Source organism: Cytobacillus sp. FSL R7-0680 (genome assembly GCF_038009245.1).
Lineage (GTDB): Bacteria > Bacillota > Bacilli > Bacillales > Cytobacillaceae > Cytobacillus > Cytobacillus kochii.
This window is the reverse complement of record NZ_JBBPAO010000001.1, coordinates 1990325-2012839: the sequence shown is the minus strand read 5'-3', so window position 1 is coordinate 2012839 and position 22515 is coordinate 1990325. Positions and strand designations below refer to the sequence as shown.

Annotated in this window: 29 protein-coding genes; 24 read left to right on the top strand and 5 right to left on the bottom strand. The window is 36.0% G+C overall.

The window, feature by feature from the left end; genetic code table 11:
• The first annotated feature begins 164 nt into the window (after positions 1-164).
• The 14 genes from MKY26_RS10015 (at position 165) to MKY26_RS09950 (ending at position 11933) form a co-directional block, all read left to right on the top strand.
• Entirely contained in the window at positions 165-599 is a 435-nt protein-coding gene (locus MKY26_RS10015; RefSeq protein ID WP_095372566.1) for a hypothetical protein, read from the top strand.
• Positions 596-1777 carry a glycosyltransferase family 4 protein gene (locus MKY26_RS10010; RefSeq protein WP_095372567.1) on the top strand — a complete coding sequence of 394 codons (1182 nt, stop codon included), beginning with the start codon at positions 596-598 and terminating at the stop codon, positions 1775-1777. Before MKY26_RS10015 ends, MKY26_RS10010 begins: the two co-directional genes overlap by 4 nt.
• Position 1778: 1 nt before the next feature.
• The gene (locus MKY26_RS10005; protein ID WP_095372568.1) at positions 1779-2423 is read left to right on the top strand and encodes a hypothetical protein; all 645 of its coding nucleotides are present in this window, start codon (positions 1779-1781) and stop codon (positions 2421-2423) included.
• Positions 2424-2487: 64 nt separating this feature from the next.
• Positions 2488-2637: a 50S ribosomal protein L33 gene (gene rpmG, locus MKY26_RS10000; RefSeq protein ID WP_057771568.1), complete on the top strand. Its 150-nt coding sequence runs from the start codon at positions 2488-2490 to the stop codon at positions 2635-2637.
• Between the two features lie 184 nt (positions 2638-2821).
• Positions 2822-3373 carry a 5-formyltetrahydrofolate cyclo-ligase gene (locus tag MKY26_RS09995; protein WP_095372569.1) on the top strand — a complete coding sequence of 184 codons (552 nt, stop codon included), beginning with the start codon at positions 2822-2824 and terminating at the stop codon, positions 3371-3373.
• Complete coding sequence (locus MKY26_RS09990; protein WP_370873258.1) at positions 3370-4161, top strand: DUF92 domain-containing protein; 792 nt, start codon at positions 3370-3372, stop codon at positions 4159-4161. The genes MKY26_RS09995 and MKY26_RS09990 overlap by 4 nt, the downstream gene beginning before the upstream one ends.
• A 46-nt stretch (positions 4162-4207) precedes the next feature.
• A complete protein-coding gene (locus tag MKY26_RS09985) occupies positions 4208-4399 on the top strand; it encodes a hypothetical protein (protein ID WP_095372571.1) in 192 nt (63 codons plus the stop codon).
• A gap of 100 nt (positions 4400-4499) precedes the next feature.
• Positions 4500-6038, top strand: coding sequence for a rhomboid family intramembrane serine protease (locus MKY26_RS09980; protein ID WP_095372572.1), 1539 nt, complete (start codon positions 4500-4502; stop codon positions 6036-6038).
• Positions 6039-6210: 172 nt separating this feature from the next.
• A complete protein-coding gene (locus tag MKY26_RS09975) occupies positions 6211-7671 on the top strand; it encodes a spore germination protein (protein ID WP_095372573.1) in 1461 nt (486 codons plus the stop codon).
• A gap of 117 nt (positions 7672-7788) precedes the next feature.
• Entirely contained in the window at positions 7789-7995 is a 207-nt protein-coding gene (locus tag MKY26_RS09970) for a YqgQ family protein (RefSeq protein WP_095373646.1), read from the top strand.
• Positions 7996-8025: 30 nt separating this feature from the next.
• Positions 8026-8967 carry an ROK family glucokinase gene (locus MKY26_RS09965; RefSeq protein WP_157733935.1) on the top strand — a complete coding sequence of 314 codons (942 nt, stop codon included), beginning with the start codon at positions 8026-8028 and terminating at the stop codon, positions 8965-8967.
• Between the two features lie 77 nt (positions 8968-9044).
• Positions 9045-10229, top strand: coding sequence for a M14 family metallopeptidase (locus MKY26_RS09960; protein WP_095372575.1), 1185 nt, complete (start codon positions 9045-9047; stop codon positions 10227-10229).
• Between the two features lie 198 nt (positions 10230-10427).
• The gene (locus MKY26_RS09955; RefSeq protein WP_095372576.1) at positions 10428-11546 is read left to right on the top strand and encodes a YqgU-like beta propeller domain-containing protein; all 1119 of its coding nucleotides are present in this window, start codon (positions 10428-10430) and stop codon (positions 11544-11546) included.
• A 66-nt stretch (positions 11547-11612) separates the two neighbouring features.
• Complete coding sequence (locus MKY26_RS09950; RefSeq protein WP_095372577.1) at positions 11613-11933, top strand: MTH1187 family thiamine-binding protein; 321 nt, start codon at positions 11613-11615, stop codon at positions 11931-11933.
• A 51-nt stretch (positions 11934-11984) separates the two neighbouring features.
• On the opposite strand, the gene MKY26_RS09945 is transcribed toward MKY26_RS09950, so the two are convergent.
• A complete protein-coding gene (locus MKY26_RS09945; RefSeq protein WP_095372578.1) occupies positions 11985-12158 on the bottom strand; it encodes a DUF2759 domain-containing protein in 174 nt (57 codons plus the stop codon).
• A gap of 257 nt (positions 12159-12415) precedes the next feature.
• Between MKY26_RS09945 and MKY26_RS09940 the strand changes: the two genes are divergently transcribed.
• The gene (locus tag MKY26_RS09940) at positions 12416-13054 is read left to right on the top strand and encodes an MBL fold metallo-hydrolase (protein ID WP_095372579.1); all 639 of its coding nucleotides are present in this window, start codon (positions 12416-12418) and stop codon (positions 13052-13054) included.
• On the top strand, positions 13054-14115 hold the full coding sequence (locus MKY26_RS09935) for an SAM-dependent methyltransferase (RefSeq protein ID WP_341056447.1): 1062 nt from the start codon (positions 13054-13056) through the stop codon (positions 14113-14115). The genes MKY26_RS09940 and MKY26_RS09935 overlap by 1 nt, the downstream gene beginning before the upstream one ends.
• Positions 14116-14178: 63 nt before the next feature.
• Here the strand turns inward: MKY26_RS09935 and MKY26_RS09930 are convergent, their stop codons facing one another.
• Together MKY26_RS09930 and MKY26_RS09925 are read right to left on the bottom strand one after the other, a co-directional pair.
• Positions 14179-14424 (bottom strand): DUF2626 domain-containing protein, encoded by a 246-nt coding sequence (locus MKY26_RS09930; RefSeq protein WP_095372581.1) that lies wholly within the window; start codon positions 14422-14424, stop codon positions 14179-14181.
• 84 nt (positions 14425-14508) lie between these two features.
• Positions 14509-15198 carry a helix-turn-helix transcriptional regulator gene (locus MKY26_RS09925; protein WP_095372582.1) on the bottom strand — a complete coding sequence of 230 codons (690 nt, stop codon included), beginning with the start codon at positions 15196-15198 and terminating at the stop codon, positions 14509-14511.
• 261 nt (positions 15199-15459) lie between these two features.
• On the opposite strand from MKY26_RS09925, the gene comGA reads away from it, so the two are divergent.
• The 8 genes from comGA to MKY26_RS09885 are packed head-to-tail and all read left to right on the top strand — an operon-like array spanning position 15460 to position 19647.
• Positions 15460-16530, top strand: a complete 1071-nt coding sequence (comGA, locus tag MKY26_RS09920) for a competence type IV pilus ATPase ComGA (protein WP_095372583.1) — start codon at positions 15460-15462, stop codon at positions 16528-16530.
• On the top strand, positions 16517-17548 hold the full coding sequence (gene comGB / locus MKY26_RS09915) for a competence type IV pilus assembly protein ComGB (protein ID WP_341056433.1): 1032 nt from the start codon (positions 16517-16519) through the stop codon (positions 17546-17548). The genes comGA and comGB overlap by 14 nt, the downstream gene beginning before the upstream one ends.
• Entirely contained in the window at positions 17548-17865 is a 318-nt protein-coding gene (comGC, locus tag MKY26_RS09910; RefSeq protein WP_341056427.1) for a competence type IV pilus major pilin ComGC, read from the top strand. The genes comGB and comGC overlap by 1 nt, the downstream gene beginning before the upstream one ends.
• Complete coding sequence (gene comGD / locus MKY26_RS09905; protein ID WP_095372586.1) at positions 17802-18293, top strand: competence type IV pilus minor pilin ComGD; 492 nt, start codon at positions 17802-17804, stop codon at positions 18291-18293. The genes comGC and comGD overlap by 64 nt, the downstream gene beginning before the upstream one ends.
• On the top strand, positions 18277-18576 hold the full coding sequence (locus tag MKY26_RS09900) for a hypothetical protein (protein ID WP_095372587.1): 300 nt from the start codon (positions 18277-18279) through the stop codon (positions 18574-18576). The genes comGD and MKY26_RS09900 overlap by 17 nt, the downstream gene beginning before the upstream one ends.
• Entirely contained in the window at positions 18563-19021 is a 459-nt protein-coding gene (gene comGF, locus MKY26_RS09895; RefSeq protein WP_307312919.1) for a competence type IV pilus minor pilin ComGF, read from the top strand. The genes MKY26_RS09900 and comGF overlap by 14 nt, the downstream gene beginning before the upstream one ends.
• Entirely contained in the window at positions 19002-19397 is a 396-nt protein-coding gene (gene comGG, locus MKY26_RS09890) for a competence type IV pilus minor pilin ComGG (RefSeq protein ID WP_095372589.1), read from the top strand. Before comGF ends, comGG begins: the two co-directional genes overlap by 20 nt.
• Positions 19398-19455: 58 nt before the next feature.
• Entirely contained in the window at positions 19456-19647 is a 192-nt protein-coding gene (locus MKY26_RS09885; protein ID WP_095372590.1) for a YqzE family protein, read from the top strand.
• A 188-nt stretch (positions 19648-19835) separates the two neighbouring features.
• Here MKY26_RS09885 and MKY26_RS09880 read toward each other — a convergent pair whose 3' ends face one another.
• Both MKY26_RS09880 and MKY26_RS09875 read right to left on the bottom strand, forming a co-directional pair.
• Positions 19836-20633 (bottom strand): YqhG family protein, encoded by a 798-nt coding sequence (locus tag MKY26_RS09880; protein WP_307312920.1) that lies wholly within the window; start codon positions 20631-20633, stop codon positions 19836-19838.
• A complete protein-coding gene (locus MKY26_RS09875) occupies positions 20620-22299 on the bottom strand; it encodes a DEAD/DEAH box helicase (protein WP_095372592.1) in 1680 nt (559 codons plus the stop codon). The genes MKY26_RS09880 and MKY26_RS09875 overlap by 14 nt, the downstream gene beginning before the upstream one ends.
• Positions 22300-22515: the final 216 nt, after the last annotated feature.

Genomic DNA, 22515 nt, shown 5'->3' with positions numbered 1-22515 from the left:
TGTCGAATGAATGAAGAAATAGGTCGGTGAAGAAAAAATGCTTATCATAATAACAAGTGTAGCGATAGATAGCATAAACCGACAAAATCTGTTTATTGTGGGCTTGGCCATTCAGTGCTAACATTAATGTATAGAATAATCTGACAAGGGGAATGGTTCGAAAAATGGAAAGTAAACAGAATCACATAATACATTCGTCAGGATTATTACCTTTAAAAACAGAAATTATCAACAAAGATATCTATATTAGTTGGAAGGTTAGGCAAGAAAAATATGACATCCTCTCGCTCTACTACAACAAAGATATAAGAAGTTGCCTGCAAGTAATTCAGCTTCATTCATACAGTAAAAATCATTCCGATCTATATGAGTTTTTTATTCCACCATACCAATCGATGAGGGTCATTAGAAACGCCATTAAAACAGAATATCATTCTTACCGCATCACCCTGTGTTTGAAACTAATGGATGATAATTATCTCCCTTTACTTACTACTGAGATAGGTAGTGGAGTGGGAACTGTCAAATTATCATCAGAAATAAGTGCTGACTGGATCCATCAAGTGTGTGGGTATAGTTATTATGAAGTGAAGCAATGACGGAGAGTATTCTACTGTTAAGTTGGGAATACCCACCGTATATTGTTGGTGGCCTTGGTCGCCATGTAAGTGAATTAGCGAGATCACTCGCACAAGAAAAGGTGTCCGTTCATGTGCTAACAGTGAAAAGGCATGAAGTTGACGAAGAATTTGAAGTGCAAAATAATGTAGTCATTCATCGTGTGGCACCGCTTATGCAAACTGGATCATTTCTTCATTGGGTTGCTTCGGTGAATTTAGCAATGGAAGAGAAAGCAAGAGCTTTGATTGAGCAAAATGGTATAGAGATGATTCATGCCCATGATTGGATAGTTGCAGCGAGTAGCATCATTTTAAAGAAGCGAATGGATATACCGCTTATCGCTACCATTCATTCGACTGAGGCAGGTAGACATAATGGAATTCATACAGAGAGTCAAAGCTTTATCGATAGACAAGAAAAATTATTAATGGCATATGCCGATCATCTTGTAGTTTGTAGTCATTTTATGAGAAATGAGTTACTACATAAATACCAACAGCCATCTTCGACCATTTCTATCATTCCAAATGGCGTAAGTAAGCCGATGAAAAAAGATAGGAACCTACAATTTCATTTTGCCCAACATAGACCATACCTCTTTTCGCTGGGGAGGATGGTAGAAGAGAAGGGGTTCGATATTCTTATCGCTCTTGCTGAAAAATTAAAGAGAAAAAATACAAACTTAAAAATCATTGTCGCTGGGGAAGGTCCGTTATTATCGTATTACAGACAAAAAGTTCGTGCTAAACAAATCGATGAATGGATTCAATTTATTGGTTATGTTGACGAATATGAGCGTGATAACTGGATGGAATATGCTAGCTTAGCTATTTTCCCTAGTTTGTACGAACCATTTGGAATAGTTGCTTTAGAAGCGATGGCAGCTGGACTCCCAGTAGTTTTAGCTAAAACTGGCGGGTTCAGTGAAATAATCATTGAAAATGAGTCGGGGCTTTTTTTCGATCCTCGAGATGTAGTAAATCTTGAAAGTAAAATAGATTCTCTACTATTAAAACCTAACTTTAGAAGCCAAATCGTCAGTGCAGCTCAAAAAAGAATCAAGACAGAATTTAGCTGGCAATCGGTAGCGAAACAAACGTTAAAGGTGTATAGAATTCACGGACGAGTCAATAAATTCCAAAGAAAAGGTGATTAAAGTGAAAATAATTGAGCAAACGCCTTACACAACTGAATATTGGAATCAGTCGAATCAGGAAAACTTATTGCATCAAACGTTAGGTATCGCCGTTGGTAAAAGTGTTTATTGGATTGAAATGAATGATATGGCGGAAGGAAGAGAACATCAAGTAGAAGGTTTATCGATACGTACAGAAAAGGTGAGAATTGATCATCATATTTCTATGTTAAATTTCAACATTTACAATGAACTATCTACGAGTAAAGAGATAAAAGTACTTATGGCGCATAGTAATCCAAGAGAGTGTGACTACCAGATTTCTTTTATATCTCCGATTGAACACTTGATATATCACATGATTGATCGCCAATTATTCTTAGTGAATGGTCATTTGAACGGGGTGAAAATGAAGGAAAACACAGTTATGCAACAATCACAAGTGGATAATAACAAAATATGGTCATATGGCAAAGGTGGAAAACAAACATTATCATACAATCCAATAGGAAAAGGAAAGGTAGTTAGTTTATGTGGGGATACTGTTAAAATAACAGGGAAATCTGCTATTGACGGACAAGCTTGGTCAATTACAGATGATTGTCAAAAACAGCTTTTACAAGTAAATCAAACACTTTTAAAAAAACATACTAGCATTTCAAACTAAAAAGTGATATTATATAAAAGTCGTATGAAACGAACTAGTGCTTAGTAGTTTGGAGGGAAATGACATGCGTGTAAATATTACGTTAGCTTGCACAGAATGCGGAGATCGTAACTATATTTCTAAAAAAAATAAAAGAAACAATCCAGATCGTCTTGAGCTAAAAAAATACTGCCCAAGAGAAAAGCGTTCTACAACACACCGTGAGACAAAATAAGCAGTAGGTAGATTCCTGCTGCTTTTTTTGTCTCTTTTTTTATGGTTTCATCACGGGGGTGATACCGGGTAAGGTTCAAGAGGTGAAATTACGAGTGATGGTTGTTACTTCATATGTCTAGATTGAAACTAATATTTTTATAAGATAAGTGTGTTTTTTATAAATAGAGGTATAGGAGAGTTAAATGGTGGATAAAAAACAACTGAGAAAGATGATTATGCAACAATTAACAGAAATGCCTAGTGAACAATATACATCACTATCAGAAAAATTAGCATCGCAATTATTCCTCACATCTCATTGGCAACAATCCAAAGTAGTTGCCCTTACAATATCACGCTTTCCAGAAGTCGATACTTTTCCAATTATTAATAAGGCTTGGTCAGAGGGAAAACAAGTGGCTATTCCAAAATGCTTACCTAAAACGAGGGAAATGAATTTCAGGATTTTTTCAAGTTATGACAATCTTGAAGTCGTCTATTCTGGATTACAAGAACCAGTAGTAGACAAAACTAAGAGTGTTCAGCCTTCTGAAATTGATTTATTAATAGTTCCAGGCGTTGCTTATACATTAAAGGGTGATCGTATTGGTTTTGGAGGCGGTTATTATGATCGTTATTTAGTGGATTATAACGGCTTTACACTTTCATTAGCTTTCCCCCAGCAAGTGGTTAATAAAATACCATTAGACCAACATGATCTACCTGTTCAAAAGATTATTACAATAACGGAGTGAAAGAATTGATATTTATTTTTCTTGTACTCATTGCCGCCTTTTTAGGCTACCTTCTTCAACTTCTTACAAAGTCAGGCGCCATAGCAGCAATTGTTGTGGGTGTATTGATTAACTTAGGTTTTGGGTGGAGGGGACTGCTGCTGCTTGGCTTCTTTTTCACTAGTTCAAGCTTATTGTCTAAATACAAGAAAAAGCAGAAGCAACAAATCGAAGCACGCCATGAAAAAGGGTCTACTAGAGATTGGCAGCAAGTGGTTGCTAATGGTGGGTTACCTGCATTATTTAGTGTGCTTTTTATTATTTTTCCATCTCCCATTTTTTTTATAGCTTTTACAATAACCATTGCGAGTGCGAATTCAGATACTTGGGCCTCAGAGATAGGTTCATTAAGTAAAAGAAGACCTTTGTCAATTCAGCATTTTAAGCAGGTAGAACCTGGTACTTCAGGAGCGATGAGTTTCCTCGGAACCTTTGCTGCAATAATGGGTTCCTTCTCTATTGCTATTATTGCTATGTTGTCCTATTCATTATCTTTTTCCACCATGTTTATTATATTTGTCTTTGGTTTCCTCGGAAATATCTTGGATACCTTATTAGGTGCCTTCATACAGGTAACTTATCGTTGTCCGTCTTGTGAGATGGTGGTCGAATCGAAATGGCATTGTAATCGTAAAACGGTACATATAAGCGGTAACACAATAGTTAATAATGACCTTGTTAACCTTTCATCTTGTGCTCTTGCGAGTTTATTAGGTGTTTTGTTCTTTGTGACTGTAGCAGGTGGATAATTGCAGAGAATGATTCGCATAATAGTGATAGACAGGAGGGAATGAAATGGGAAAAATAATGACTTTGATACTGTTTGTATTGTCAGGTGTTTTCATTTATCAGTATCGTTATCGCCTAGTTGGTCTTTTAGCGAGACAAAATTTTATCATTGCTACCGTATTAAATTGCCCTTTTTTAAGAGAGAAAGCAATGAAGCTAGTTTTTCCTCAACCACAATATAATGATGAACGTTTATAACAATGTACTTTTTGGCCCTGTTTATATAAGGGCTTTTTATTTTGTTAAAAAGAAACATTGACTATAATAAGATATATAACTGTAAGGAAGTGAGAAAACAGTGCATAGTAAAGAGGCTTATTTATTTTGGTCATTGGCCAATCATCTGCTACATAAAGAAGAATATCGCTTCATTCAGCTTTCTGAAAAACAAGATGAACTCTGGATTGAGAAGTTAGAGAATAAACAGACAAAAATCATTCGTTTGCTAAGGAAGGATTTAGATTGGAGTAACTGGTTACAAAGAGATATAGAATCAGTTGCCTTTAATGGTGAGCGTATTCGAAAACAAGTAAGGCATAGAGAAATGACTGTGCTCAATATATATATTTCACCATTTGTACCTGTTGACGATTATGAGGATAAGCTTAATAAGCCCTTTCAGCATTCCAAAATGGAGAAGACAACGGTTGAATCTGTCATTATGACTGTGGATAGGCTGGAAGAGGTGGCCAAACAGCTGCAGCGACACTTTATGAAACCTCTTCTCTTTTTAGAAGAACCATCTGATGATATTGATGAACAAGTAATTGAAAACTTAAAAAAACAGACATTATGGCTAGCAGCAAATAAAGCGAAAGAAGAAACAGAGGTTTTTAATCAAGGTAAGCCCATTTTTACATATCTATTTATTGTGCTACAAGTCCTAGCTTTTCTTTGGCTGGAGTGGAAAGGTGGAAGTACAAATACCTCGGTGCTGATTGAAAGTGGAGCAAAATATAATCCACTTATTTTGGCAGGTGAGTGGTGGCGTTTTTTCACACCGATCATTTTACATATTGGTTTCCTGCATTTATTGATGAATACTCTTGCTCTTTTTTATTTAGGCTCTGCTGTTGAACGAATAATGGGCAATACAAGGTTTATAGTTATTTACTTGTTATCTGGTTTTATGGGTTCATTGCTTAGTTTTATTACTAGTCCTAACGTATCGGCTGGAGCGAGCGGAGCGATATTTGGCTGTTTTGGAGCGTTGCTTTTCTTTGGGATATTGAAACCAAAATTATTTTTCCGCACAATGGGTATGAACATTATCGTTGTTCTTGTGTTTAACCTTGCATTAGGCTTTATGATCCCAGGAATCGATAACGCTGGTCATATTGGTGGTTTAATTGGCGGGTTCTTAGCAACGGGAATCGTTCTTTTGCCTAAGAAGAGAAACAGGATTGCTCAACTATTGATAGCTTGTTTCACGGCTCTTCTCATAAGTGGAGGTCTCTATTATGGCTTTCATTTCCCTAATGATCAAACGCAAGAAGAGATGGCTTTGATTGAAGCACAAACTTATTTAGAAAAAGAAAATTACTCAATGATGATTAAAGAGCTTACTCCGTTTGATAAAGAAGGTGCAACCGCACAAACTTATTTTTTATTGTCCTATGCGGAAATTCAATTAGGAGAAACAGAGAAAGCGAAGCGTCATTTGCATCTTGCTATTGAAGTAAACGAACAATTCCATGAAGCTTACTATAATCTTTCCTTATTATATTTAAGGGAAGGCAATACGGATGAAGCGAAAAAGTATCTTGATCAAGCTGTAGAATTACATGACTCAGAAGACTATCGGCAGCTACTAGACAATCTAAATGAAAACAAATAAGATATTTCGACAGGAAGGGAATATTTCCTAGGAAATTCTACATCTTTTCTTAGAAACTTAAAAAACTTGTTGTTTAACATAATGTAAAAGGAATCAACCTCTTAGGAGGGTATGATTCCTTTTTAGTATGTCTATGATGTTTGTTAGGAATATATTTGAATGAGGTGAACTCATGGAAACAAACAAACATCATAAAGTATCTAAGGAATTGATTAACAATACATCATATTTAAAAGAAGCATTAGCAGTCGGAAAAAACTTTGATGTGTTACAAATAGATGTGGAATATACTGGGATAGACATGGCAATCTATTTGGTTGATGGCTTTGCTAAAGATGATATTATGAATCGGTTAATGGAATTTCTTGCTCAGCTTGGAAGAGAACAATTAGAAGAGGATACTGTTCCGAAGCTAATGAAGAGATATATCCCTTATATCGAAATTGCTACAGAAAGTGATCTGGATGCAATTGTTGATGCTGTATTAGCTGGTCAAACGGCATTGGTCATTGATGGAGCAGATGAAGCGATATTAATTGATACAAGGTCTTATCCGGCCCGCGGCCCGGAAGAGCCTGATATTGAAAGGGTTGTAAGAGGCGCAAGGGATGGCTATGTTGAAACATTAGTTTTTAATACAGCACTAACGAGGCGGCGGATAAGAGATCGAACGTTAAGAATGGAGTATTTACAAATCGGTAGACGCTCAAAAACTGATATTGTCATAACTTATATTGAAGATATTGCAGACCCTGAGTTGGTCAATAAAATAAAAGATAGTGTATCTAAAATTGATACAGATGGCTTACCGATGGCCGAGAAGACAATTGAAGAATACATTTCTGGTCAGCATTGGAATCCTTATCCGATGGTTAGGTATACAGAGAGACCGGACACAGCAGCTTCGCATTTATTTGAAGGTCATGTATGTATCATAGTGGATGGTTCACCGAGTGTGATTATAACACCGACTACTTTCTGGCATCATTTGCAGCATGCAGAGGAATATCGAAACAAACCGATTATTGGTGCTTATTTAAAATTCGTTCGCTTTATTTCCGTATGGGCTTCGCTGTTCCTTTTACCTATTTGGTTTTTATTTGCTGCGAATCCAAGTTTATTACCAGATTCTCTATCATTTATAGGACCAGAAGAGGCAGGGAAAATCCCTTTGATTTTGCAAATCTTAATTATTGAAGTAGGTATTGATATGTTGAGGATGGCCTCCATTCATACCCCCTCGAGTCTTGCTACTGCTCTCGGCTTAGTAGCGGCACTCATGATAGGTGATTTGGCTGTTTCAGTGGGCTTATTTACAAGTGAAGTCGTTCTTTATTTTGCGATTGTAGCAATTGGTACATTTGCTACACCAAGTTACGAATTAGGATTAGCTAATCGAATTGTTCGTATTGTTTTATTATTACTGACAAGTGTATTTCATATGTATGGTTTTATCATCGGTATCACACTATTTGTCATTTGGTTGTCTAAAATGAAGTCTTTCGGAGTCCCTTACTTATGGCCGTTTATTCCCTTTAACCTAAGAGCCTTTAGAGATGTCCTTTTACGTTCACCAATGCCTTTGAAAAATAGACGTCCAAGAATGTTGCATCCAAAAGATCCAGATAGATAAAAGAACACTTTTCTTTTGATCGTTAGAATTACTCTTTCTCTCATGTTTTAATGATTGAGGAAGAGTTTTTTTTCGTTTATACTTTGCTTTATGAAAGAAAGAATCGAGGGAATGAATGTGAAAAGTTTTTATGATGTACAACAGTTGTTAAAAGCATATGGTGCTATTATTTATATGGGTGAACGTTTATTGGATATTGAAATGATGGAGCTTGAAGTGAGTGAATTATATAAAGCAAAAATAATTGAAGTAGATACCTATCGAGATGCTTTATTAGTCTTAAGGGCTGAGAGAGAAAAAGAGAAAAAGAAAACAAGAAAATAGTTGCTCATTACTTCTCTAGGGGGTGTTGTTTTGTTTGTTGGTGTGGATATAGGTGGTACAACAATTAAATTTGCTTTTGTTAACGAGAATGGCGACATTCACTTAAAATGGCAAGAAATGACGAAGCAGGATTATACAGACAACAGTTTAGCAGAGCAAATTACAACTTCAATTGAACATCATAGAAAGAGGGCGCAATTAAAAAAAGAGCAGATTTTATCTGTTGGAGTCGGTGCCCCAGGACCGGTTGATAGCAAAAATGGAATTTTACTTTCAGCAACAAATATAAATTTGTCACCTCACTACCGCTTACAAAAAGAACTATCAGATTACATGGCGCTTCCAGTGATATTGGAGAATGATGCTAATTGTGCAGTGTTAGGCGAACGCTGGGTTGGTAGCGCAACTGGCTACAAAGACATTGTACTCTTAACAATTGGTACTGGTATCGGTGGTGGCATTATTAGTAATGGTCAGTTAATGCGTGGGAATGGGGGTTCTGCTGGTGAAATAGGCCATATCAATGCCGTTTCTTCTTATGGCGTGCGATGTAATTGTGGAAAATGGGGTTGTCTTGAAACGATTGCCTCAGCTTCTGGAATAGTACGTGTGGCTAAGGAAATCATTCATTCTAACAAGAACACATTATTAGTTGACCATTTATCAGTTCAGAATATATTTCACTTAGCAGGTAAGAATGACGTAGTTGCTAAGGAAGTGGTTCAAAGAACAATGAAGCCATTAGGCATTGCCTTAGCGAATGTAGCAGCAATACTAAACCCTGAGGTGATTATAATCGGTGGTGGGGTTTCTCAAGCCGGGAAATTATTATTAGAGCCATTACAATTCTATTATGACGAAAACTTATTTCCTGAGATGCGAGGGTCTACTTTATTGAAACTAGCTACTTTAGGGAATGATGCAGGAGTAGTAGGTGCCGCCTGGAGTGCAAAGCAATTAATTATAGGGTAAGGGTTCAGTAATAGTGAGTAAGTCATCTTTTCTTCTCATTCATCATATGTATGAACTGATGGAGAGGAGGATAAAAGGTGAAGATTAAAGTTAGGTCAGGTGATTCTTTATGGTACTACAGTCAGCTGTTTATGGTTCCAATTAATTTAGTCATTGATAGCAATCCACAAGTGGACCCTTCCTCATTGCAGATTGGCCAAAGCATTCAAATTCCTGGCTTTCATACATCTACTATTAAACTTCAAAAAGGTGATTCACTATGGCAAATAGCATCAAAGAATAATCTTCCTGTCGATGCATTGCTTTTATTGAATCAGCAGTTACAGCCTCAAAATCTACAAGTAAATCAAACAGTCCTAGTGCCAACAAGAGTGATTATGCCTTTAATGGATAGGAAAAAAAGTTATAGTTTTAAAACTTTGCAAGACGATCTCAACCAATTAAAAGAAGTTTATCCATTTATAAAAATAAATGAGATTGGTTATTCGGTGACAGGCAAGCCTTTATATGAGATAAGAATAGGTACAGGTGAAAAGCAAGTTCATTATAATGCGTCATTTCATGCAAATGAATGGATTACAACGCCTGTCCTCATGTCTTTAATAAATGCCTATTTGTTATCTATGACTAATGCAAAACCTTTAAGGGGAATTGAGACTTTACCTTATTATAGTCGTGTTGAGTTATCCGTTGTTCCAATGGTTAATCCTGATGGAGTTGACTTGGTTTTAGGGGGACCACCAGAAGGCTACAAAGAAGAAATATTAGCAATTAATGAACAAAAAGATGATTTTTCCCTATGGAAGGCGAATATTAGAGGAGTAGATTTGAATAAACAATATCCCGCAAAGTGGGAATATGAAAAAGAAAGAAAGCCAGATGTTCCGTCATCTCGAGACTTTCCTGGATATGAACCGTTATCCGAGCCTGAAGCGATAGCGATGGCCAATCTTGTTGAGAATAACAACTTCAGCTTATTATTAGCTTTTCACACACAAGGTGAAGAATTTTACTGGGGATATGAAGGACTTGAACCGCCTGATTCAAAAGTCATTGCTGATGAATTTGAACGAGTAAGCGGTTACCGTTCAGTACAATATGTAGATAGTTTCGCTGGGTTTAGAGATTGGTTTATTAAAGAGTATCGACGGCCAGGCTTTACGATGGAACTGGGAAAAGGAGTAAACCCCCTGCCGTTATCACAGTATGAAGACATGTATGAAGAAATGCTTGGTGTCTTTTTGGCTTCACTTTATCTTTAATAAAAAATAGTTGTTGCTTGTATTTCCTCCATAATCAGTATAAAATTTACTATTGATTACAATGTTTTTGGGAATTAATTAGGAAGAATTTCGTAGAGAGCGAAGAAAAGCCGGAAACGGCTTTTTCTCGCGTCTATTCAGATAAAAGTGCGCTAGAATGAAGCTAGATTGGAATTCGATGGGGGGCAAGCCAAGTTTATGAAGCACAAAGCGGAACACCAAGATTATATGCTCATATTGCTTTTATTTTTTTCCACAATGATTATAGCTGGCTGTCAAGTGAATGAAACAGGTGATAAGCCACCTGTAAAAGAAACGAATATGACAGAGAAGCAAACTTCAAAACAATCAGTTATACCTCTTGCTGTTTCAGATTCTGATCAAATTTTCTTCTTTGGCTGGTTAGATGCCAAGCACTTATTATTCCTCAATCACAAAGATGAAACATTGAACAAAATTTTTAAATATAATATTTATACCGGAGAACAAGAGTTATTTTTTGAAGGTGAGGCACCAATTAATAATGTCTATATTAGCCCAGATCAACAATATATATTTGTCCAGTCTGAACCAAGTAATCAAAAATGGCGTATTGCTATAGTGGATCATAAAGGTGATTACATATTGCAGGAGTTAATAGATGGCACCGAACTAGCTGTTTCTTGGAATCAATATGATCCGACAAAGTTATTGGTTTCGAGTTTTGCCGAGGACTGGTCTTACACTTCTTATTTGATATCAGCTGAAACAAAAAATATGGAACATATATCTATAGCGGAGCCGTTTGTCCATTGGTTAAGTACTGATTCATTTGTTTATTTGGACTGGAGTACGGTTGGACCTTCAATCGTGACGCAGTTAAAAGAACAAAAAAAGACTGGAACGGCGGAAGTGAAGAAAGAAAACGTGTATTTTGTTGATACATTTAATGATTTAATGGTGACAATTGGTGTAAACGAAAATCATGATGAAGAGGCACAATACACATTCATGAATAACGACTTTGAATCGGTGTTATCTTTTTCAGTTCCTCATTTAACAAGCTTTTCCGGTTGGATGGTTCCACAATATGCCATGATGGATAAAGAGTTTTTATACTTTAAGCCGGAGTACAGTACAGATGCAGATACGTATCGGGGTAGCTTTGATTTCATGGCTACAGATATGGAAACGGGAGAACAGACCGTATTATTAGAAGATATGGACAACGAACCTCTTTCCTGTTCTAATAATGCCAATGCTTGTTTATACGGTCATTATTTAGATAAAATCATTTTATTAGATGAGAAAGAAGTCATTTCACTTATAGAATCTTGAGCAGATAAATTTTCTTCGCTCTTTATTTTGTGCATACTAATATTGATATTTAAAGGAGATGACATGATGGCAATAGTAGACGTAACAATTATTCCAATAGGAACGGAGAGTCCAAGTGTATCAGCTTATGTAGCAGATATTCAAAAGGTTTTAAAAGAATATAAAGATGCTGGGAAAATTGATTACCAATTGACACCGATGAATACACTCATTGAAGGAGAATTACCAGTGTTATTCGAGGTTATCCAAGCAATGCATGAAGTTCCATTTGAAAAAGGACTAGCGCGAGTGGCAACAAATATTCGCATTGATGACCGTAGAGATGTAAAACGTCAGATGGCGGATAAAGTTAAACGAGTAGAATCATTGCTACAAGAGGATGAATGATAAATAAAAAGTCTGCCCTTAAAGAGGCAGACTTTTTATTTACATCCCCTTTTAATGGACAGCTGGGAATCCGCTATGAATTAATGTCATCACAGCAAACCATCCGAAAACGGCAGCTGTCCCGAAAGCGAATACAATCCCTAGGAGATTTTTGTTTCGTAGTGCACTGATTAGACCGAAAATTGCTAAAATAGCTGTTAAACCAGTAATAATTACTAGTCCCATGTTTATAGCCCCCTTTTCATTCAATCAACAAATGAGTCTATGCTCATTCCTTGCAAAGGTTTGGAACCGTATGTAATACTTATTTTTACATTCACATCATATTTTATACTTTTTTTCAAAATTTGTCGAGGTGTATTCTACGAACTTTTCAGATAATAACATTTTAAGGAAGATACATCAAGTCTTTTAACAATGTTTGCTTCTCGTAGACTATGGAGTTGTGTACAATAAAAGAAAATAACCAAGGAGGAATTCATTTGAAATACGCACAGTTACCATTAGGACCATTACAAACGAATTGCTATCTTCTTATAAAAGAAAACAAGGACTGCTTAATTATTGATCCAGGAGGAGAAGCAACAAAACTAATCAAAATAATGGATGATGAAAAATTGAATCCGAAGGCGATACTTTTAACGCATGCACATTTTGATCATATTGGTGCAGTAGATGACGTAAAAGAAAAGTACCAAATCCCTGTTTACATACATGAAAAAGAAAAGGATTGGCTAATAGACCCAGCCTTAAATGGTTCAGCAAGATTTCAAATGGGCACAGCGATTTGTTTGCAACCTGCCGATGAGTTATTTGTAAAAGAGCAAGAGATAGATATCTCAGGTTTTTCCTTCAAAGTATTAGAGACTCCGGGTCATTCTCCTGGTAGTGTCTCCATTTATTTCGCAGACATTGCCTTGCTGTTTGGTGGGGATGCCCTTTTTCAAGGCAGTATTGGGCGAACAGATCTACCTGGTGGCCATCATGAGACGCTTCTGCAAAGCATACATGATAAATTACTCACTTTACCTGAAGACACACTCGTCTTACCAGGACATGGGCCAGTGACTACCATTGCCAATGAAATGGACACAAACCCTTTCTTGAACGGCTTTTCATAATGAATCCAATCATCCGCTATATCGAAGAAAATAGGATGGAACGGCTTACTTACGCCGATTTTATTCAGTTAGCCCTCTATCATCCTGATTTTGGATATTATATGAAGGATGATAAAAAGATTGGTGTAGATGGGGACTTTTATACATCACCAACAATGACACCTATGTATGCAACAATAATCGCTAAATGGTTTATAGAGCAGGTGAGAGTGAATCAACTGCCTGCAGCCGTGTTAGAAATTGGTGCAGGTGATGGTTCATTTGCTCAAGTCTTTATAAATCAATGGGAAGAGATGACCGATGAGTCGCTAGTTTATATATTAGTTGATGAAAGCCCTCATCATAGAAGATTACAAAAGGATAAATTAAGTAAACATCACAGTGTAGAACTTCATTTTCTCCAATCATTAGATGAATGTCATACGTTTTCAGGGCTTGTTTTTTCTAATGAACTACTTGATGCGCTACCTGTTCATTTAGTAGAAAAAAAAGATGATTGTTTATATGAAATAATGATTACTTCCAACCAAAATGGGCTAACCGAAGTCTATATTCCTATAGAAAATCAGGAAATCATTTCATACATCGAGCAAATGTCGATTTCTTTATACAATGGCCAAAGAATGGAGATTCCATTATTTATGGATGGCATAAGTGCATCGATTAGCGAAGTGTTAGAAAAAGGACTTGTATTGACAGCTGATTATGGTTACACGGACGATGATTGGTTAATACCGACGAGAAAAGATGGCAGCATGAGGGGATACAGGAAACATCAGCTTATCCCCAATATCCTTACACACGCTGGTGAGATGGATATTACTCATGATGTGCACTGGGATTCGTGGATCCGTTTTGGTGAGAAGTATGGATTGACTTTTATGCAGAAATGGCGGCAAGATGAGTTTTTAATTGCATCAGGTATTCTAGATGAATTATCCAATCATAGTGGAGACCTATTTTCAAATGAGGCTAAGAAAAATCGTGATATTCGAACATTATTAATGGATAGTGGAATCAGCCAATCGTTTCAGCTTGTTCTTCAGAAAAAGAACCTTTAAAAAAACATAATAAAAAGAGGATGACGTTGCATCCTCTTTTTATTATGTTTGTTATGTGTGCTTTTAGTGTGACCCCATACCTGGTACCATCATAAAGACAGTCCAATATGTGAATCCGATAAAGGCAACAGTCAAGTATGCGCCAAAAATATAAATGTACATACGCTCTGTAAGCTTTAAGTAGCCTAGTAGCACAAAGAAACCAGTTTGGCCAAGGAATAGTAGTGCTGGTGTATACATATCACCTACATAAAACATAATTGCAAAAATAGCAGTCCAGAATCCCATCACTCTATACATGCGATCCATATGTATCCCTCCTTTAACACACACATATGTCCATTACTCAATAATTATAAGGTAATACTTGGTTAAAAGTAAACAGTATGTTTTTTATTTTGCGACAGCTTCATAAGAACATGAAATACACCCGTTTAACATATTACCCAATTCCCTTAATTCTATATCTAAAAAAACCGTCTCAAACATGCCTCGTAAAAATTCAAAGTGCATATGACATATTTCACCTTGATTTTTCTTTGCGGTTTCTTTAAAGGGACAATTAAACATTTCAAACATGATCTTTTTTCCATCAAAATTAAATTCTGGCTGAAGACCAGCCACTTCTGCTGCTTCAATGACGAGAGCTAATTTTCTTTCAAATGAGTCCTCTAATGTAACCATTTGCCTGTGTAATGCCGTCTCCATCAATTTCTCGCCATATTTTTTACCAGTTATATATAATGCTTTTTTTCCTTCTGGCCCAAGTGTAATCATTGTTTCGAGAAGAATATCTGATAACATTTGATAATTACGATAAGGAAAATGTAGTCCAATCTCGCTATCAGTTAGGTGATAGCGCTTGCTCGGTCGGCCACCTTGACCGGTTTTTTCTATTTTAGCTTCAAGCATGTGGATTTCTGCGAGTTTTGATAAATGCAATCTAGCAACATTCGGGTGAATAGAAAACTCTTTAGCAATTTCTTTAACAGTGACAGGGAAATGTTTTTTAAGAACATACTGATAAATATAGTATCTCGTTGGATCGGATAATGTATTCGTAATTTTTAATGTTTCATTCATTATTCTCACCTCTCATATGGTTTTCATTATTCTTTTTTTCTGATATGAATAGGATTTTAAAGATGCGATTGCACTGTCAGTCATTTTTAAATGTTTTATTTGTTAATACCATTATATAGTAAAGTATGTGGAAAGAGGAGAGGGTGGAGGGAATCTCTTAAATGTTCAAAAAAAAGTTAAAGAAAAGGACTAAAATCATGCAGGAAACGATCTTTTTTTGGCGAATAATAAAATATCTTAAAAAAGGTGGTGACTAATTACTTGGTCTCAATGCAACGCATGGCTACCTTAATTTTAAGGGAAGCTGTGAAAACAGAAGTAACAGATATTCATTTTGTCCCCAGAAAGAATCACACAATCATTTATTTCCGCTATGGCAAGCGCCTTGTCCCTAAACATTACATCCCTCATTATGAATCTGATCGCTTAATTTCTCATTTCAAGTTTATTGCATCCATGGATATTGGTGAAAAACGAAAGCCACAAAATGGCGCCTATTCTACAGATATTGAAGGATATGAGATAGGCTTACGTTTCTCCACATTGCCCTCTCAATACAATGAAAGTCTTGTCATCCGCATCCTGCCACAATCGTCTCATATTTCTTCTCACAATGTTTCACTATTTCCAACGATGTCCCGAAAAATCCTTGCGATGCTTAAACATGCGCACGGGATGATTATACTAACTGGTCCGACCGGTAGTGGAAAAACCTCAACCTTATATAGTCTGCTAAATGACAATTCCAACCTATTCAATCGAAGTATTATCACTTTAGAAGATCCGATTGAGAAAAAGACTGACTCCTTACTGCAAGTCGAAGTAAATGAAAAGGCAGGTGTAACATATGCTACTGGTTTAAAAGCTATCCTTAGGCACGACCCGGACATAATTATGGTTGGGGAAATACGCGACGCACAAACAGCTAAAATAGCTGTAAGAGCAGCTTTAACTGGGCATTTAGTATTGACGACGATGCATACGAGAAATGCTGTTGGAGCCATACATCGGTTAGTGGAGTTTGGGGTAGCATGGAAGCAAATAGAACAAACGTTAGTAGCCATAACAGCACAGAGGCTTGTAGAATTAACCTGCCCATTTTGTGAAGGAGAATGCACCGATTTCTGTTATAGCTGTGGCAGGTTAAAAAGAGCTGGTGTATTTGAATTATTGAGTGGAAGGGAATTGAATCAAGCTTTGAAGGCGGCGAAAAGTAGTGAGAACAATTATGAACCATATTTTTCGCTCAAGTCAGCTTTGAAAAAAGGGGTAGCCTTAGGGTATGTAAAAGAAAGTGAGTTTAATCGGTGGATTTTAGATGAAAAAAGTTAAATGGACATTAAAGGAGCAATGCGACTTCCTGAAGAAAGTAGGAGAATTATTATCCAGGGGTTATTCGCTCTCAGAAGCGATGGCGTCCTCGAGTTTACAATTGACCTTAGAGAAAAAGCTACAATTACAAGAGGTTATATATCAGTTAAAAGAAGGTTTCCATCTGCACTCTGCCCTAGGGTCAATGAACTTTAATTCACATCTAGTTGGTTATGTCTTTTTTGCTGAGCAGCATGGAGGATTACAACAAGCTTTTATTGATGGCAGTGAAATGATGCAAAAGAGGGGAGAGGATATGAGAAAGTTAAAAAAGGCATTAATGTATCCATGTTTCTTATTCATTATCACCATTCTTCTGTTTTTTCTCGTTGATAAAATCATTCTTCCTCGCTTTACCTCACTTTTTCAGTCGATGAATGTCAATGAAAATACCTTTATGGCGCTCCTTCAATGGATTGGTTCTGTTGCTCCTCTATTTTTAATTGTAATGTTCACCCTGTTACTATTTAGTTCTTTGTATTACTACTTTATTTTTCGACGGTTTTCAATGATCAGACAAGTATCTCTTGTTGTTCGCATACCGATTATTGGCAAACTAGTCGCCCTTTTTTATACACATTACTTTGCTATCCAATTGCATTATTTACTTGCAGGTGGGATGTCTATCACAACTTCCTTGAACTTATTTGCTAAAGATGAAAAACAACCATTGATGAAGGAAGTTGGTCAATATTTGCGTCGTAAGCTAGAAAATGGTGAACAATTAGATGAATTGATTCAGGTTTTTCCCTTTTTAGAATTAGATTTAAGGGCAGTTATTCGTCATGGGCAGCAAAATGGAAAGCTAGAAGAAGAACTACAATTCTTTAGCCGCTATTGTCTGCAGTTGTTAGAAGAAAAAATAGATCAGATAATGAAAGTAATACAACCCGCTATTTATCTTATTGTTGGTTGTCTAATTATTTCATTATATTTAGCAGTAATGTTACCAATGTTTCAACTAATGGAGGGCGTATGATGAAAAACATAAAAAATGAAAAAGGGTTTACCATGATTGAAATGATGATTGTCTTGTTAGTCATATCTGTACTCCTAATTATTACAATCCCAAACATCACAAAAAACCAATCAGCGATAAACGAAAAAGGCTGTAGTGCTTATACAAAAATGGTTCAGAGTCAAGTGCAATCGTATGAATTAGCTAATAATAAGCTTCCTGAATCATTGGATGTGCTTGTGGCGGAGGAATATTTAAATGAAGGTGAAACAACATGTCCGACCGGAGAAACACTTGTTTTAATAGACGGCATTGTGACGGCGGTGAGAGACGAATAAATTTACAGTCAGGGTTTACTTTGATTGAATCATTAATTGTTTGGTCTGTTTTTAGTGTTATTCTTTTTATTACTGCTATAAGCATGCAGCACCAATTTGAAGAGTATGATAATCAAGCTTTCTTTGCCAAATTAGAAGGTGACCTTCTATATGCTCAGCAGTATGCAATTGTAAATCAAACCACGGTTAGTGTTTATCTTTTACCTGATGAGCATGAATACATCTTTTCTAATGGTCGAAATATTTTCTTTCGTCAGAAATATAGTGAGGATTATTTCATTACTAGCGGTACAATGCCATTACATTTCAAATTTTTAAATACTGGGAAAATTAACCGTTTTGGTTACTTGCAAATCAAAAGCTCGCTTAAGCAGTACAAATTTGTTTTTCAAATAGGCAGAGGGAGATTTTATGTGGAAGCATACTAGTGGTTTTATGCTCATTGATTTACTCTTCACGTTATCGGCGATGCTTTTAATCGCCACTCTTTTTATTCCTGTTATGATTCATCTCTATACGTACGCACATATTGAAGATTTGAGATATGAAGCCACTCAAATTCTATATGAGGAAATGATGGACAATGATAGGGTGCTACCTAGAATGGTGAGAAAAGACGAAATGTCATTTCACCTTTTTAACAGTGAGGCTAATAATATTTGTATTTCTTATCTCTATCAACGAGAAGTGATGATCTGTGAAAAGTATTAAAAGTAACGGATTTACATTAATAGAAGCACTTATAACTTTAGCTTGCTTTTTAATCATTGTGAGCTTTATGCCACTTGTGTTTAAGGTTATTTCCGTTAACGAGAATATTGATGAAAGAAAGCAAAAGATTGAATGGCTCGTATTTATTCAGCAATTAAAAAAAGAAGTACGTGTTGCTGAGAAGATATCATTAGATAATCGAGGAGAGCTCATTTTATTAATAGACAATCAATCTATTAGCTATGAAAAATATGGTGATAAGTTAAGAAGGCGTGTGAATGGGGCAGGCCATGAAGTTGTGTTACAAAAGCTTCAATCCGTTCAATTTGAGGTGAAGGAAGATAACATGGTGCTTATTTATAAAAATATTTTCCAAAAAGAGTATCGGTCTTCTTTTTATCAAATGAAAATAAGGAGTACAAACGGTGACGAAGAAGATGAATGAGAAGGGGCTGTTTTATCCTTTTGTATTATTCCTCATTGTTTTGCTTTCTTTTGTGATTACCATTCAAGCAGATTTTTTAATAAGAGAAAAAAGAATTTTGAAATTAAGTAGTATACTTTTACAACAGGAGTACTATTTTAAACAATCTATTACTTATTTAGATGAACAATTTCATTTGAATGATGAGCTACCAATAGAAGGAGAGTATTTATTCAATCATGGAACGGTTTATTATGATTTAGAAGATCAAGAAGGAGGCCTCATCAAAATCAATCTGGAAGTACAAATAAACGGTGTTGCGAACGTAGAAGCGATTGCGTATTATTCATTGATTGAAAAAGAAGTGGTCAAATGGATGGAAATCGAGAGAAAATAATAGGAATAAATGGTTTATGAATGGGAAAGACTAGTAGCTAAAAAAGCAGGGATGCCAGATGAATTCTAATGATTATGTCAAGTTTATTACTCAGACATTCGTTCAATATATGGAACAACCAAAGTCTGAGAGAAAGAAACAAAGAATAGAAAGAAAGCAAGAAAAAGCGCCTGTTTTATTTAGGTGGTTTGGAATTGTACCTTATCTTTTGTTTTACGGAATGAAAGGAACGAAAAAAAGAAATCATTAATCAACAACAATCAAAAAATATGAACAAAACCCATTGTTGGGTTTGTTCATATTTTTTTTAGTGTCGATAAGAATATTGGTGCCATCGTTGTTAAAAGGAAGAATGAGGAATACTCTAGCAGTATGGTTAAGCCATAGGTACTTAGTGTTTCCTTAAGAATCTCATGAGTCGTCCACGTTTGTTAATGCTTAACTAATCGCTTCATCTGTTAAATAAAATAATCCACCATTAACGATAGAAATATGAACTTGGGGTTCATACTGCTCTTGTAATGCAGTCATTTCGTTTTCGAAGCTTTCTCCTTTTTCATCCGCATCTTCATAGAATCTTTCTAATAGTTGCAGGTCCTTTTGCCATCTTAGTCGTGCTTCATCTGCCCATGTGTGATCTTCTTTTTCAATTTCCGACTGTAAAAAATTCGCTACACGCATCACACCACTTTGAGGCTTGATAAATGGTGACAATGTAAAGCTAAAGTCTGGTATTTTAGGAGTAAGTGATAAATGAAGGAGCTTATCATGGAATTGTTCAACCATCTGCCCGTTAATTAAGTGCAAGCCGATTGACTTGAACAAATCTCTTTTACGATCACATTGATAGGATATCCGTAGATTTAGCCCTAGCCAAGGACGTAAGGCGGTTTGCGTTCCTGGTGGGGCCTCGTAATTTTCATACAAACGGATATAACCAGCCAAGTTTTTCGTCGATTGAAAAATTTGATGCAAGCGAGGTGATCCAAAGTGAATGATCTCTCCCTTTATATCATCTGGTGCTAAGGACGGATTGGTTATAAGTGTAAGTTCCATTGGGTTTGCAACACCGCCTGTTTTCTCTAAATAATGCCAATAAAAGGGACGGTTCATTAATTCTTTGTCTAATTCTACTGTCAACTGAATGACTAAATAGCCTGGTTTATTTTCAAGGATTTCACAATGGTTGGCATGAAAGTATCTTAATAGAAAATGGTGGATTTCATGTTGCTGCATGTTGATTTTCCTCCTTTACAGACTCAGCAAATTCAATCATAGATGTTAAATTATCCATTTTTATGCGCATTTCTCCTTCTGAAGCCGATTGTCCGAAGATATCAATTAGGTGATCATTAATACTGCCAAATTGTAGTTTAGTTAAAATATCATCCAATTCGCCAATCACTTTTTCGAAGAGATGGATTTTTTCATACAATAGTTTGAGTACATGTTCTTCTACTGTATCTTTTGTAGCGAAGTTATAAATATGGACATCGTTTTTTTGACCAAGACGGTGAATCCTACCAATTCGTTGTTCTAGTCTCATTGGATTCCAAGGAAGATCGAAGTTAATGATATAACTACAGAATTGTAGGTTGATCCCTTCACCGCCTGCTTCTGTGGCAATTAACACCTGGGCATGGTTTTGGAATAACTCGCGCATCCAATCTTTCTTCCCGCGTTTGAAACCACCGCGAAAAGGAACAGACGTAATGTTATGCTGTTTTAAGAACCATTGTAGAAATAGCTGTGTGGCTCGATACTCTGTAAAAATAATGACTTTATCATTGATTTGTTGAATGATTTCTAATGCTTTTTGGGCTTTTGCATTTTGTTGAATATTTTCTACTAACCCAATTAACTCCTCAATTTTTTGCTGAAAGGCAACAGAGGGTTGTTCTTGTTTCTTTAACATATTTCTTAAAGTGTAAAATACCGCTTCGCGACTGCTACATGCTTCACGTTGTAAAGTCATAAGTGAAAATTGGTTATCAGTCATCCAATTACCTTCTCTGTGCATGGAAGAAATTGCATCATATAAGGCTCTTTCTTCTTTTGAGAAATGGATGGGAACGGTTTCGACATGTCTTTTTGTCCATTCAATACCCGTATCTTGTCTACGATTACGAATCATTACTTTATTGACTAGCTCCTTTAAACCTTCATCATCATCGAGAGAGCGTGCATTTTTTTTGTATTTTTCATAGAAAGATGTTTCTGTTCCTAAGTGACCTGGTTTTAACAAAGAAACAAGATTGAAGATCTCACTAATTCGATTTTGTATAGGTGTTGCTGTAAGTAGTAAGCAAAATTTCTTTTTTAAAGACTGTACAAATTCATAGTTTTTTGTTTTATTATTCTTTAATTTATGTGCTTCATCAATAATAATCAAATCATAGTTTTGTTCAAAGACTAAACTCCTATGCGGCTCTCTTTTCGCTGTGTCGATTGATGATACAACAACATCACATTGCTCCCACACATAGCTCTTTTTTTGAGCGACAGCTGGGATGAAGAACTTACTGTTTAATTCAATTGCCCACTGAGACACTAGTGAAGCGGGTACAAGGATGAGTGCTTTCTTTACAAGCCCTCTGATCATGTATTCTTTTAATATTAACCCTGCTTCTATCGTCTTCCCTAATCCGACCTCATCAGCTAGAATTGCTTTACCATTCATGTTTTCCACTACTTGTTCGGCAACCTCTAGTTGATGTGGTAGTGGGGTGAGGTTTGATAAATGTTTGTCTACTTGCAGTCCATCAAACGCAGGGATGACCGTTTGATTCTCAACCTCAATGGTAAGCTTGAATAAATCCCAGTTTCCCCATGGTCCATCATTATCAATACGGTTTTGAAATTCATCTTGCCAAGTTGCATCAAAATTTATTTGTAAAGTCATTTGCTCTCTCCTTTTTATACGAACATTATTATAATTTTTAAATATAATGTTCGTATTAAGCTTAAGTCTTGTTGAAAAAACATTAGATTTTTAAATAAAAATATTGCTCAAATAATGATAGGATGGTAGGATGTAAGTAGCTTTGAAAGTTGTGAATTTTCAACGCTAAATCTGCAAATACGTACAATACGTCTTTGTAAGCTTCGACTCTCTAAA